At 63.2% G+C, this 13,558-nt stretch carries 10 protein-coding genes; 9 read left to right on the top strand and 1 reads right to left on the bottom strand.

The genetic code is table 11. From position 1 onward, the window contains the following. Positions 1-55 precede the first annotated feature (55 nt). A complete protein-coding gene (locus tag AC5P7R_RS15675; RefSeq protein WP_058979595.1) occupies positions 56-634 on the bottom strand; it encodes a superoxide dismutase in 579 nt (192 codons plus the stop codon). A gap of 121 nt (positions 635-755) precedes the next feature. Between AC5P7R_RS15675 and grxD the strand changes: the two genes are divergently transcribed. From grxD to AC5P7R_RS15630, 9 genes are all read left to right on the top strand, one after another. After that, complete coding sequence (gene grxD, locus AC5P7R_RS15670; protein WP_005408852.1) at positions 756-1,076, top strand: Grx4 family monothiol glutaredoxin; 321 nt, start codon at positions 756-758, stop codon at positions 1,074-1,076. Continuing rightward, positions 1,073-1,849 (top strand): SDR family NAD(P)-dependent oxidoreductase, encoded by a 777-nt coding sequence (locus tag AC5P7R_RS15665; RefSeq protein WP_021203583.1) that lies wholly within the window; start codon positions 1,073-1,075, stop codon positions 1,847-1,849. Before grxD ends, AC5P7R_RS15665 begins: the two co-directional genes overlap by 4 nt. Before the next feature lie 232 nt (positions 1,850-2,081). Then, the gene (locus tag AC5P7R_RS15660) at positions 2,082-5,303 is read left to right on the top strand and encodes a TonB-dependent receptor (protein ID WP_021203584.1); all 3,222 of its coding nucleotides are present in this window, start codon (positions 2,082-2,084) and stop codon (positions 5,301-5,303) included. Between the two features lie 252 nt (positions 5,304-5,555). After that, positions 5,556-6,944: a nucleotide 5'-monophosphate nucleosidase PpnN gene (ppnN, locus tag AC5P7R_RS15655; protein ID WP_019659018.1), complete on the top strand. Its 1,389-nt coding sequence runs from the start codon at positions 5,556-5,558 to the stop codon at positions 6,942-6,944. A gap of 161 nt (positions 6,945-7,105) precedes the next feature. Continuing rightward, complete coding sequence (locus AC5P7R_RS15650; protein ID WP_021203585.1) at positions 7,106-7,621, top strand: GspH/FimT family pseudopilin; 516 nt, start codon at positions 7,106-7,108, stop codon at positions 7,619-7,621. Further along, positions 7,618-8,091, top strand: a complete 474-nt coding sequence (gene pilV, locus AC5P7R_RS15645) for a type IV pilus modification protein PilV (protein WP_021203586.1) — start codon at positions 7,618-7,620, stop codon at positions 8,089-8,091. Before AC5P7R_RS15650 ends, pilV begins: the two co-directional genes overlap by 4 nt. 2 nt (positions 8,092-8,093) lie before the next feature. Then, positions 8,094-9,254 carry a PilW family protein gene (locus AC5P7R_RS15640; RefSeq protein ID WP_495214030.1) on the top strand — a complete coding sequence of 387 codons (1,161 nt, stop codon included), beginning with the start codon at positions 8,094-8,096 and terminating at the stop codon, positions 9,252-9,254. Between the two features lie 2 nt (positions 9,255-9,256). Continuing rightward, positions 9,257-9,775, top strand: coding sequence for a PilX N-terminal domain-containing pilus assembly protein (locus AC5P7R_RS15635; protein WP_021203588.1), 519 nt, complete (start codon positions 9,257-9,259; stop codon positions 9,773-9,775). A gap of 11 nt (positions 9,776-9,786) precedes the next feature. Further along, positions 9,787-13,536, top strand: a complete 3,750-nt coding sequence (locus AC5P7R_RS15630) for a pilus assembly protein (protein WP_021203589.1) — start codon at positions 9,787-9,789, stop codon at positions 13,534-13,536. Positions 13,537-13,558 lie beyond the last annotated feature (22 nt).

Below are 13,558 nucleotides of genomic sequence, written 5' to 3'. Positions count from 1 at the left end.
AGCCCATGCTCGGCTGGCCGGACAGCAGCCGAGCATGGGCTCGGCTCTACAGGGATCAGCGCAGCTGGCTTTCGGCGAATTCCCAGTTGACCAGCTGCCAGAAGGCGTCCAGGTAACGCGCCCGGTCATTCTGGTACTCGGTGTAGTAGGCGTGCTCCCATACATCGCAGCACAGCAGCGGGGTGCTTTCGCCGGTCAGCGGCGTGCCGGCGTTGCGGGTGGCCTGGATGCCGAGCTGGCCACCGGGGTGCTGCACCAGCCATACCCAGCCCGAGCCGAACAGGCCCAACGCCGTGCGGTTGAACTCCTCGCGCAGGCGCTGCGCGTCACCGAACTGGCGCTTGACCAGCTCGCCCAATCGGCCCTGCGGCTCGCCGCCGCCGCGCGGCCGCAGGCACTGCCAATAGAAGCCGTGGTTCCAGGCCTGGGCGGCCGCATCGAACAGCCTGCCCTGGGCGTGGCGGACGATCTCATCCAGCGACGCTTCCTCCCACTCGGTGCCGAGGATGCCGGCGTTGACGGCATCCACATAGGCGCGATGGTGGCGGCCGTGGTGCAGTTCCACGGTCTGTGCGGACAGGTGCGGCTGCAGGGAGCCGGGAAGGTAGGGCAGGGCAGGCAATTCAACAGGCATGGACAGGTTCGTGGCCAGAGGGGCGGCGGCAGCCGGTTCCATCCGCTTACAATGGCGGCTACCGTGGGCAGTCTAGCCGACCACCGCGGTCGGTTTGTCCGGCGAAGCAAGGAGTGTGGTTGTGGCGGTAATGCAGCAAATCCAGGCCGAGGTCGATCGTTACCCGCTCGTGCTGTTCATGAAGGGCACCCCGCAATACCCGATGTGCGGCTTCTCCAGCCGCGCGGTACAGGCGTTGATGGCGGCCGGCGCCGTCACCCTGCGCACCGTCAACGTGCTGGAAGAACCCGAGATCCGCGCCAACCTGCCGCGCTTTTCCAACCTGCCGACCTTCCCGCAGCTGTTCATCAACGGTGAGTTGATTGGTGGCTGTGACATTGTCCTGGAGTTGTTCGAAGCCGGCGAGCTCAAGCGCATCGTCGAAGAGGCGACCCAGGGATGAGTGCCTGGCCATCGACGTCACCGGCCGACGGGGCGCTCGATGGCCGCCCGTTGCAGGATCGCGTAGTGCTGGTCGCCGGTGCCGGTGGCGGATTGGGTAGTGCGGCGGCAGTGGCTGCTGCGGCCGCCGGTGCCACCGTGGTCCTGCTGGGCCGCAAGCCGCGCCGCCTGGACCGTGTCTACGCCCAGGTGCAGGCGGTCGGCCCGGAGCCGCTGCTGTATCCACTGGACCTGGAAGGCGCGGGCCCCGACGACTATGCCGAGCTGGCCCAGGCCCTGCAGCGCGAGCTGGGGCGATTGGACGGCCTGCTGGTCTGTGCCGCTCACTTCCCTGGCCTGACCCCGTTTGAACTGGCCGACCCGGCCAGTTTCGCCCGCGCGGTGCACGTCACCCTGACCGCGCCGGCCTGGCTGGCCCAGGCCTGCCTGCCGCTGCTGCGGCAGCGTGAAGATGCGGCGCTGGTGTTTGCGGTCGATGCTCCCGAACGGGTGGGGCAGGCTTACTGGGGCGGTTATGGCGTGGCCCAGCATGGCCTTCGTGGCCTGATCGCCAGTCTGCACGACGAACTCGGCCGCAGCCCGGTACGGGTCAGTGGCCTGTACCCCGGTCCGCTGCGCACAGCCCTGCGGGCCCGGGCCTATTCCGTCGACCAGGACCCGGCCGCCCAAGGCCCGGAGGCCGCCGCCGCCGCGGCGGTGGCCCTGTTGTCGGGCGCTGGCGCCGTCTGGCGGGGCAAGATTCTCGATGCCAGCGAGGCGCCCCCTGCGGAGTGAGTGCCGGGGAAAGACGGAGTGAAGAGCCCGTCACGATTGCGTTGCGAACCGGTGCCGTTTGTCGCACAACCGTCACATTGATGGCGTAGCGTGTTAATCTAGTGTTAACCGTTAGGGCTGCCTTCAGCCGAACGGTAGGGAACCCCAGATAACTCTCCGATCAGCCACCCGCAGGGCTGCTTGGATGCGCTTTTTTTCCGCCATCGCCAACTCGCATCGAGGCTACCGAAAAATGACCCACCCACTCCGGATGTCCAAGCTTACCCTTGGTCTCGTGGCTGCACTTGCTGCCGCTCCCGCCTTCGCCCAGAGCAGCACCTCCGCCGGTGTCGGCGGCCAGGTGATGTCCGCCGCAGGCCAGCCTGTTGCCGGCGCTGAAGTCACCATCACGCACACCGAGTCGGGCACTGTTTCGCGTGCCACCACCGATGCGTCGGGTCGCTACAACGCGCGCGGCCTGCGCGTGGGTGGTCCGTACACCATCACCATCACCAAGCCCGGTGAAGGCACCAAGACCGAAGAAGGTGTCTACCTGAACCTGAACCAGGTCAACACCGTCAATGCCAACCTGGGCGGTGATCTGGCTGCGACCAACCTGGACGCGGTGAACGTTGTCGCCACTGCCGGCGGCCTGGATCTGTTCAGCGCCAACAAGATGGGCACCGGCACCAACGTGACCCGCGAAACGATGGATGCATTGCCGTCGGCCAGCCGCAACATCCAGGACTACGTCCGCCTGGATCCGCGCATCTCGCAGGTCAGCAAGGCTGACGGCGCGATCTCGGCCGGTGGCCAGAACACCCGTTACAACGCCATCCGCATCGACGGCATCAGCGCCTCCGATCCGTTCGGCCTGGGCTCCAACAACCTGCCGACCGAGCGTCAGCCGGTGTCGATGGACGCCATCCAGGAAATCAACATCGACCTGGCCAACTACGACACCACCATCGCCGGTGGTACCGGTGCGGTGATCAACGCCGTGACCAAGTCGGGCACCAATGAATTCCACGGCACCGTGTACGGCTCGTACCGCGACAAGGACATGGTCCGTTCGCGCCTGGAAGGTGACAAGCAGGACTTCAACGGCTTCGAGGACGAGAAGACCTACGGCATGACCTTCGGCGGCCCGATCGTCAAGGACAAGCTGTTCTTCTTCACCAACTATGAAAAGTACGAACGCTCGGCTGCCGGCGTCGCCCTGAGCGACACGCCGATCGGCCGTGGCACCATCACCCAGCAGCAGATCACCGACGTCCAGAACTTCCTGGGCAAGCTGGGCTACGATCCGGGCAGCCTGACGGCGCCGAACAGCAAGACCGAGATCGAGGAGTATGCGGTCAAGCTGGACTGGAACATCAACGAGAACCACCGTGCGGCCCTGCGCTACAACAAGATGGAGCAGAACGTCGTTCGCTTCCCGCAGGTCAGCAGCAGCGCCATCTCGCTGAGCAACTTCTGGTACCAGCAGCCCACCGAGTACGAAACCTGGATGGGCGAACTGTTCAGTGACTGGTCCGAGAACTTCTCGACCGAGTTCAAGGTCTCGCACAAGGATTACTCGGCCAACCGCGTCCCGCTGGTCGACATGCCGCAGATCCGCATCAAGTCGGGCAACGATTCGCTGTACGTCGGTACCGAACAGAACACCCACGTCAACATCGTCGAGTCGAAGGAACTGAGCGCCTTTGGTGCCGGTACCTGGTACATCGGTGACCACACCGTCAAGTTCGGCTTCGATTACTCGAAGAATGACCTGATGAACTTCTACGGCCGCAACCTCAACGGCGTGTACGAATTCAACAGCGTCAACGATTTCCTGGCGGGCAAGGCTTCGCGCTACCAGCTGCGTGCTCCTCGCGCCGATGGCAGCCGCAGCGACATCCCGGCCGACTTCACCCTGAAGAACACCGGCGTGTTCGTGCAGGACACCTGGGCGATCAACTACAACCTGAACCTGATGTTCGGCGTGCGCATCGACATGCCTGACTTCAGCACCCAGCGCCTGTACAACCCGCGCATCGAGCAGCTGTACGGCTTCAACAACACCAAGCTGGTCGACAAGAACCTGGTGCAGCCGCGCGTCGGCTTCAACTACACCTTCGACAGCGATCGCCCGACCCAGCTGCGCGGTGGCGTGGGCCTGTTCGGCGGCGCCGCCCCGAACGTGTGGCTGGCAGGTGCCTACCAGAACACCGGCCTGAACTACATCGAGTACGACGAGCGCAGCATCCCGGCCGGTGCCTTCACTCCGGACGGCAACAACCCGTACATCCCGGCCGGTGGCCCGGCTTCGGCCCGTCAGAACGTCGACATCATCGCGCCGGGCACCCGCCTGCCGTCGGTGTGGAAGGCCAACCTGGCGTTCGACCATGAGCTGCCGTGGTACGGCATCGTCGCGTCGGCCGAAGTGCTGTTCACCAAGGTCAAGGACGGCATCTACTTCGACCGTCTGGACGTGTCGGCGCCGACCGCCTTCGGTCAGGATGGCCGTGCGATCTACTGGAACGATGCTGGACGCAACTCGGCGAACACTCGCATCGATAAGGGTGTCGACTACGGCATCTCCACCGGTACCAAAAATGCAGTTGATCGTTTCAACCGTCCGAAGGACATCGGCGACGTTCTGGTCCTGCGCAATACCGACAAGGGTCGCGGCACCCAGGCCACCTTCTCGCTGGCCAAGCCGCTGACCGAGAACTGGGGCTGGTCGCTGGGTTACACCTACACCAAGTCGACCGAGGTCAGCCCGCTGTCCAGCTCGCAGAACACCTCGAACTGGAACAACACGCTCATCTTCAACGCCAATGAGAACGTGGCCTACAATTCGCGTTACGCGATGAAGGACCGCGTCACCGGCACCCTGGAGTGGAAGCACAACTTCTTCGGTGACAACGCCACCCGCGTGGGCCTGTTCTACGAAGGTCGCTCGGGCCGTCCGTACAGCTACATCTTCTACAACGATGCCAACGGCGACGGTGCCACCACCAACGACCTGTTCTACGTGCCGAAGGGTCCGGGCGACGTGCTGTTCACCGGTGGTGCCGCGATGGAGAAGCAGTTCTTCGATTGGCTGGCGCAGAATCCGGAACTCGATGCCTACCGCGGCAGCGTGGTCCCGGCCAACCGCCACCGCGCCTCGTGGGTCAACAGCTTCGATGTCCGCGTCAGCCAGGAATTCCCGGGCTTCATGAAGGGGCACAAGGGTGAAGTCGCCCTGGACATCATGAATGTCGGCAACCTGCTGAACAAGAAGTGGGGCCTGATCGACGACTACGGCTTCTACTCGACCCGTCGCGTTGCCAACTACGCAGGTATCGATCCGGCCACCGGCAAGTACGTGTACTCCTTCACCGGTTCGACCGACAACCCGTCGGTGCAGGAAAACAACAACGACAAGGGCAACACCGCCGTGTCGCGTTGGTCGATGCAGCTGACCCTGAAGTACAAGTTCTGATCCATCAGCGCTTGAAGTGGTAAGTGGAAACGGCCGGGGAAACCCGGCCGTTTTCCGTTCAGGCGAAAGTCCTTGCAGGGCGTGGGGCAACGGCGTAGCATCCAGAAATGTGCGCGGTGCCAACGCCGCCGATGCGGTCCCGGAATGGCGGACGCGGGCGGCACACATCCAACGGTCGGGCTTCCCGGCCGTTTTGCTTTTTAAGGGGGCGGCAGTACAGTCGGAAACCTTGAAGGAAGCGAAAAATTGGATATGACCACGAACGAAAAATCGGCCCGTGCACTGCCGGTGCAGGATGCCCGGATCTACCCGCGCGGTGGGCTGGATGTGCTGTCGCGGGCCGAGGTGGCACGCCTGCGCGATGCCTCCGCCGGCGGCATGCATGAGCTGCTGCGCCGCTGCGCGCTGGCCGTGCTGACCAGCGGCAGCGCCTCCGACGATCCGCGCGCTGCGCGCGATCTCTACCCTGATTTCGACATCCAGGTAGCGCAGCAGGATCGCGGCGTGCGCATCGATCTGGTCAACGCACCGGCGATGGCCTTCGTCGACGGCGAGATCATCCGCGGTGTCGCCGAACTGCTGTTCGCCGTCGTGCGCGACCTGGCCTACATGGCCATCGAAATGGGCCCGGCCTACGCGGCCGAGCTGGAGTCGTCCGAGGGCATCACCAACGCGGTGTTCGGCCTGCTGCGCAACGCGCGCATCCTCAACCCGGGCGATCCGAACCTGGTGGTGTGCTGGGGCGGCCATTCGATCTCGCGCGACGAATACCTGTACACCAAGCAGGTGGGCTATGAACTGGGCCTGCGCGGCCTGGACATCTGCACCGGCTGTGGCCCGGGTGCGATGAAGGGCCCGATGAAGGGTGCCACCATCGCCCACGCCAAGCAGCGCCGTACCGTGACGCGTTACATCGGCCTGACCGAGCCGGGCATCATCGCCGCCGAGTCGCCGAACCCGATCGTCAACCACCTGGTGATCATGCCGGACATCGAGAAGCGCCTTGAGGCCTTCGTCCGCATCGGCCACGGCATCATCGTGTTCGCCGGTGGCGTCGGTACCGCCGAGGAGATCCTGTACCTGCTCGGCATCCTGCTGCGCGAGGAGAACAAGGACCTGCCGTTCCCGCTGATCCTGACCGGCCCGACGGTAGCGGCACCGTACTTCGAGCAGATTGATCGCTTCATCCGCCTGACCCTGGGCGATGCGGCTGCCGAGCGCTACGAGATCATCATCGGCGACCCGGTGGCGGTTGCGAAGAAGATGGCCACCGGCATCAAGCGCGTGCGCGAGCACCGCCTGGCGCAGAAGGACTCGTTCTTCTTCAACTGGTCGATCGAGATTCCGTGGGAGTACCAGCAGCCGTTCGTACCCACCCACGAAGCGATGGCGGCGCTGGACCTGCACCACGGGCGTGCCCCGCACGCGCTGGCGGCCGACCTGCGCCGCGCGTTCTCGGGCATCGTCGCCGGCAACGTGAAGGAAGACGGCATGCGCCGCATCGAGCAGTTCGGGCCGTTCCAGATCCACGGTGACCCGGACATGATGCAGGCGCTGGATGCGCTGCTGCGCGCTTTCGTCGAACAGCGCCGGATGAAGATCTCCGGCGAGTACCAGCCCTGCTACCAGGTGCTGGCCTGAACCCGCGCCGGCGCGATGGGGATCGCGCCGGCACGGGTAGGGGAGGGTGGGTCGTCAAGGCTTTGACGCCCGTCGCCCCGGATTGACCGTTCATCCTGCCGCCGCTTGCCGGTGACGGGGCGATGGCCCATCGTGGCCACCAACACGCTGGGGAGCGTCCAATGTCTTTGCGCCGGCAAAACGGCTTCACGCTGGTTGAGTTGATGGTCACGGTTGCCGTGCTGGCGATCGTGGCCGCGATCGCCTTTCCGAGCTTCCAGGGCACTCTCCGCTCCAATCGGGTTGCGTCGGCAAACAATGAAGTCCTGGGCCTGCTCAGCCTGGCGCGGAGCGAGGCAATTCGCAGCAACCGCGGCGGTGGCGTGTGTGGCAGCAGCGACGGCGCGAGCTGTGACGGTAACTGGTCTGCCGGCATGCTGGCCTTCACTGACACCGATGGTGATGGCACGATGTCCTCCGAGGAAACCGTACTGCGGTTCGTCAGCGGCAGCCCCAAGCTGCAGCTGAGTGGGCCGTCGGAAGAGATCGCCTTCGATGGGCGGGGGCGCCGCAGGGCCGCCAGCGATCAGTCGATCCAGCTGGAGCCGGATGTGTGCAGCAAGGGCGCACTGGACAAACGCACTCTTACGGTAAATGCCTCTGGGCAGATCCGCAGCAGCAAGGAAACCTGCTCATGAACCCGCGTTCCATCCGCGCACGCCAAGCGGGCGGCTTCACTCTGCTGGAAGTGCTGGTTGCAATTATCGTTCTGGCATTCGGCCTGCTGGGATTCGCCCTGCTGCAGACCATGAACGTCCGCTTCGTACAGAGCGCCAACTATCGTACCCAGGCAACCAATCTCGCCTACGACCTGACCGAGCAGATGCGCAGCAACCGCTATCAAGCGGCATGGTACACCGCCGCGTCGTTTGAGGCAGGCAGCAAAACCGCAGAGAAGGCGTGCACGGCCGACACCGGCGACGTCGCTATTGCTGCAAAAATTGAACGTTGGCAATGCCAGGTTGTGAAGGCGCTGGGTGACGATGCCGGTGCCGAGGTGACCTACAAGGGGGGCGTGGTGAACGTCGCGATCACCTGGGGCGACCAGCGCTGGGATCCGGATGATCCGGACAAGGCCACTACCTTCGCGCTGGCGACGGAACTGTGAGCATGACCATGAAACATCGTACCTCCATGGCTGGTCTATCGCTGGTCGAACTGATGGTTGCGCTGGTGATCAGCTTGGTGTTGATGCTGGGCGTGGTCCAGGTGTTCATTGCCTCACAGACGGCTTCGCGCCTGTCTGAGGGGGCCTCCCGCGTCCAGGAAAATGCACGATTCGCGTTGGACTTCCTGGAGCGGGACATCCGGATGGCCGGGCACATGGGCTGCGTCAACGACCAGGCCCATGTAGTAAAGAACCAGGGAGACCCGGTATCGCATCTCGGTGCGACCTCCGGCGATGGCAGTCCGTTGGATTTCAGTGTTTCCATCCAGGGCTTCGACGCTCCCGACACGGCTCCCGGTGGCAGTCTGGCGCTGGGCGCGGACTGGTCGGCGCCCCAGGGCCTGCCGGCTGCGATCGCCGGATTGAGCCCGGCACCGGCCGGCGGCAGCGATGTGCTGTTGCTCCGGTTCTTCGCCCCCATGGGGGTGCCGGTCACGGCGATCTCTTCCGATGGCGGCGATGCACTCCTGGACGTGGACAGTGACCACGTCGCGCGCCTGACCAGCGATGGCATCAGCACGCCCACTCTGTTCGGCATCGCTGACTGTGGGCATGCCGATGTGTTCCCAGGCACGTTGAGCGCTGCGCGGGTGACTGCGACCTCGCTGGACCTGTCGCGCTACGTGGCCCAGCCAACCGGGCAGACGATGCTCTATCGCGCCGAGTCGATGGTCTATTACGTGGGTATCAATCCGGAGACGAAACAGCCTGGCCTGCGGCGAGCGCGCGCCGACAGCGATGGGGAATACACGATCAATGAAGAGTTGGTGGAAGGCATCGAAAGCCTGCAGCTGATGTACGGCCTGGACAACACTGCCAACATCAGTATCAGCACTCCGCCGGCCGGCAACATCACCCAGCTCGACGCAGCCGGCGGGGTCAGCACGGATGCCAATGCCGAGGGTGCTGCACAGTGGTTGCGCGTGGGGCAGGTGCAGGTTGGATTGCTGGCGCGCAGCCCATCGCCGTCGTCCTCGGCCCAATCGGCCAATGCGCTATCGGTGCTCGGCGTTGAGTTCACCAACAGTGACAAGCCCGACGGTCGCTACCGGTCCAGTTATGAAGTGTCGATTGCCCTGCGCAATCGCTTGTTCGGAAACTGATCATGCCCCATTTCCAGCGTTCATTCAGACCCGTCACCGCCCCCCGCCAGCAACGCGGTGCGGTGTTGTATGTCGCGTTGATCATGCTCATCCTGCTGGCATTGCTGGGTATCGCTGGCATGCAGGTGGCGGGCATGCAGGAGAAGATGGCAGCCAACTACCGAGCCGCCAACCGGGCGTTCCAGAATTCAGAAGGTGTGGTGCGTGCAGCCGAGCGCACGGTGGAACAGATCGCCAATCGCCAGGATGTCGGCGACGAGAGCCTGGTACAGGCCAGCGATGTGTCGCGGGTCTGCGATGACGGATTCGACCCGGCCGATTGGGCCGTGGAGCGCCGCGACGATACTCGCCCTGCCGTCAACGTAAGGCAGATCGACAGTTGCGTCATTGGTGAATCGGCGCTGGAGATGGGGCGGCCACTGGAAGACATCACACCGATCTACCAGATCACCGGATTTGCCACTGACGATGCGGATGCCAGCTCGTCCGCAGTGGTCATCGATACCGTATTCAAACTCTGAGGACGCAGGCCATGGCTTCGCGCAAATTCCGCTTCATGGCCGCAGGTGGCGCCGCACTGGCGCTGGGTGGGGGCTACTTCATCTATACCCTGATGGCGGCCCAGGGCCAGGGTACGCTGGCGCAGGCGCCGCTGAACATCCAGGTGCAGACGGCACCGGCATTCCTGATGGCGCTGGATGATTCCGGCTCGATGCTGTGGGAGGTGCTGAACAATACCCGCGACGGTGTCTATCGCTGGAGCGGGACGAGCTTCTACAGTGGCAATGTGGCGTACGGCTATGTTGATTCCGGGAACATGTATCACTATGTTTTCCCCAGCTACGGCCGAGATTCAAATCTGGCAGTTCCGCCATTGGATGCCTATGGCTTTGTGCGATCTCCGGATGTCAACGGCTCCTACTTTGATCCTCGCGAGACCTATGATTCCTGGAAAACCGGGCTTACGGGTTCGGCTGCCAATTTCCCAAGTGTTCCGATTGATCCGGCCGCAGCGCCCCTGGATCCGCGACCGGGTACGCCAGACGGCAAGAAGACCGGCATCCTTAATCTCGCTGCCAATTCGACAATGACGTCCATTGTTGTGAGCGGAAAAGCCGCAAACTGGCGTTTTCAGTTCTATAGCGGTATGGAACTGCCGAAAGATACGAGGATTGAAAACAATCGATGCAGCGATATTACCAGCCGGAACAGCAGTGTGAAGGACGGCTTCGCTGTGCTGAATCAGAAGGTGACGCTGAGCAGAAGCTGCAGTGCCGCAATGGTGTTCTATCCAGCCACGTTCTACCTGGAAAACCCGGCCTCGTTGCCGGCCGATTACGGCTATACCGCATCCCCGGTGGCGGTGACCAACCCCGTTGGCGGGCGTCCGGGTACGCTCTACAGGTATGAGATCAAGCTGGATAACTTCAACAAGGACCAGGCCAAGTACAACAAGGCGATGCAGAACTTCGCCAACTGGTTCAGCCTGTATCGGACCCGTCGCGAAGCGTTGATCGGTGCGGCCACCAATGCGCTGCATGGCACTACGAACCTGCGCGTGGGCTGGTTCCGAATCAATGATCGTGAGCAGGTCAAGATGCACAACATGACCGACGAGACCGAAAAGTCGAAGTTGCTTTACGACATCATGAGCAGAATGCGAGCCAGTGGTTCCACGCCTAACCGTTCTGCCGCAGACTACCTTGGCCAGCAGTTCCAGCGCACGGATGACGGCGCGCCAGTGCTATTGGCCTGCCAGAAGAATGCGGGCATGCTGTTCACTGATGGGTATATCAATGAAAGCGGCAACAAGACTCTGATGAAGGACCTGGTGGCGCCCTACTACAAGGGCCCACTAGTCGAAGACCTTGATAACGGCTCTGTGCCGGTTCCTGCAGAGTGCAGCAGTTCCAGTCCGGACCCGTCATTGGACTGCAACAAGAAACTGCACATGAACTTCTACGGTGTGACGCTGGGTACTCAGGGCAAAGAGTTCGGCGTCAAGTACCTTCCGGACCCGAAGAGGCCCTGGGTGCTCAGCCCAGATCCGTATGTTGTCAAGCCCAATTTCCCGACCACGACGCAGGATCTCAAGCCGGAAGCGGTCGACGAGCTGTGGAACGCGGTGTATGACACCCGCGGCGAGATGGTCAACGCCACGCGCCCGGGCGAAATCACCGCTGCCATGCGCCGGATCATCAGCAATGTTGCCCAGGGGGCCACGCCGTCCGGCTCGCGTTCGTTGACGGGGGCTCGTATCGGCGTGGGCTCGCTGTCGGTGGAGCCGTTCTACGAGGCGACCAACAACGGCACCGACTGGTACGGCAGGCTGCATGCCTACTCGCTGAAAGTGGACGAATCTACGCGCGGGATTGTCTCGGAGGAGGCATGGGAAGCGTCGGCGAAGATGCCAGCGGCCGCATCGCGCCGCATCCGCTTCTGGCGCAACGGTGAACTGGTTGATTTCACCGGCAGTAATGTCAGCCTGGCCAACCTGTGCGACAAGTCCAGTGTGATGTATCCGGGCATGCTGATCTGCAGTGCCTCGGAACTCGAAGGGCTCGCCACTAATTCGGCTACCGCCGTTGCGTACCTGCGTGGAGACACAACCAACGAAAAGCGCAGCGGCGGCAAGCTGCGCGACCGTACCACAGTGCTTGGGGACATCATCACCTCTACGCCGGCCCTGAGTTCGCCGCTGGATGACTACGGCTTCCGTCGCCTGCCAGGCGCGATGGGCACCAGTTATGCCGACTATATGGTCACCAAGCGCAATGACCGACGCTACATGGTCTACGCGGCTGCCAACGACGGGATGCTGCACGCCTTTGATGGCGGCATGGGCGCGGATGGCGAGATGGACAGCGATGGTGGCAAGGAGCTGTTTGCCTATATCCCATCCACATCGTTGGGTCATATGGGCAATCTGTTGCTGCCCAACGATCCCACCAACCAGAACGTCCAGCGCTTCCAGCATCGCTACTATGTCGATGGCCCGGTGACGATCAGTGATACCTACAGCGGCGGAAGCTGGACGACCTCGCTGGTCGGCACGGCGGGTGCCGGTGGGCGCAGCGTGTTCGCGCTGGATGTGTCCGATCCTGCCGAGTTCGGTGGCACCGGCTCGCTGCTGTGGGAGATCAGTGATCTCAACGCCTCGCTGGATGAGGACGTAAGGAGCAATATCGGCTACGTGCTGGGCAAGCCGGTGATCGTGCCGATGAAGAACTCTGACGGCTCGGTGGGCTTCCGGGCGATCTTTGGCAATGGCTATGAAAGCGAGAGCGGAAAAGCCGTGTTGTTCGTGGTCGACATGGCGGCTGGCAATACGCCGACGATTCGCATGATCGAGGCGGTCGAGTCGGGTACGGATCTGCCTGCCGGCAGCAATGGGCTGGGCAACATTGTGGTGGTGGATCGTTGGGGTGGGGCTGGACAGAACGAACGGGTCCGCGATGGTCTTGCTGATACCGTCTATGGTGCTGACAAGCGCGGAGCGGTCTGGAAGTTCGACCTGCGTGCCGACGCGGCACCGACGGTTCCGCTGTTCACCACCGATACCCATGTCGATCGCAGTGACAAGCGAACCTATCGCCAACCCATCACCGGCGGCTTGACGGTAACCACAGGCCCATCCGGTGGCGTGATGCTGATCTTCGGCACCGGCAGCTTCTCGTACTACGGCGATGAGAACGACGCTGCGGTGCAGGCGCTGTATGGCATCAATGACGTTGAAACCGGGCAGCCCAGTGCTACGCTGACGTCGGCCAATCTGCGCCCGTTCGCGGCGCAATTTGAGAATGGCGTTCGCACCCTGCTTCCGGGCACTGTTCCGGCGCTGAGCCGCGGCTGGACCGTAACGCTGTCCAACAAGGAGCGTGCGGTCGGCAATCCGCGCATCGTTTCCGGAGTGGTGTTCATGCCCACCTATATCCCGTCCGAGGCCAAGGGCTGCTCGGTGGATGGCGCGAACTGGGTGTTTGGCCTGCAGGCCGGCAGTGGCGAAGCGGCAATGTCGCAGGTGCGCTTCGGTGCACCGGACGGCACGTCGCCGGGGGCAGGTACGGCCGGTGTACCCCTGGAAACGGGCGGCAACGCACCGGTCAGGGATGTCACGACCTCTGTTGTCCCTCGCCTTGCGCCGCCGGATCCGGGTGAACCAGGGACTCCTCCACCGACGCCGCCGGGCGAGGCCTGCCTGATGCAGATTTCGGTGGCAGGTGCAAAACCGATGTACTTGCCTTACCCGTGTGGTCGCCAGTCGTGGAGGCAGATCCAGTGAGTAGTGTCCGTGCTTCGTCGAT

The sequence above is a fragment of the Stenotrophomonas sp. YJH_SMC_27 genome (assembly GCF_059369815.1).
Note: the sequence above shows the minus strand (reverse complement) of the source record. Positions and strands in the feature narration are given on the sequence as shown.

Bases quoted from the DNA above. Each gene is read 5' to 3' on its own strand.
- AC5P7R_RS15675 (WP_058979595.1), bottom strand. From the start codon at position 634: ATGCCTGTTGAATTGCCTGCCCTGCCCTACCTTCCCGGCTCCCTGCAG.
- AC5P7R_RS15665 (WP_021203583.1), top strand. From the start codon at position 1,073: ATGAGTGCCTGGCCATCGACGTCACCGGCCGACGGGGCGCTCGATGGC.
- AC5P7R_RS15660 (WP_021203584.1), top strand. From the start codon at position 2,082: ATGACCCACCCACTCCGGATGTCCAAGCTTACCCTTGGTCTCGTGGCT.
- ppnN (WP_019659018.1), top strand. From the start codon at position 5,556: ATGACCACGAACGAAAAATCGGCCCGTGCACTGCCGGTGCAGGATGCC.
- AC5P7R_RS15650 (WP_021203585.1), top strand. From the start codon at position 7,106: ATGTCTTTGCGCCGGCAAAACGGCTTCACGCTGGTTGAGTTGATGGTC.
- pilV (WP_021203586.1), top strand. From the start codon at position 7,618: ATGAACCCGCGTTCCATCCGCGCACGCCAAGCGGGCGGCTTCACTCTG.
- AC5P7R_RS15640 (WP_495214030.1), top strand. From the start codon at position 8,094: ATGACCATGAAACATCGTACCTCCATGGCTGGTCTATCGCTGGTCGAA.
- AC5P7R_RS15635 (WP_021203588.1), top strand. From the start codon at position 9,257: ATGCCCCATTTCCAGCGTTCATTCAGACCCGTCACCGCCCCCCGCCAG.
- AC5P7R_RS15630 (WP_021203589.1), top strand. From the start codon at position 9,787: ATGGCTTCGCGCAAATTCCGCTTCATGGCCGCAGGTGGCGCCGCACTG.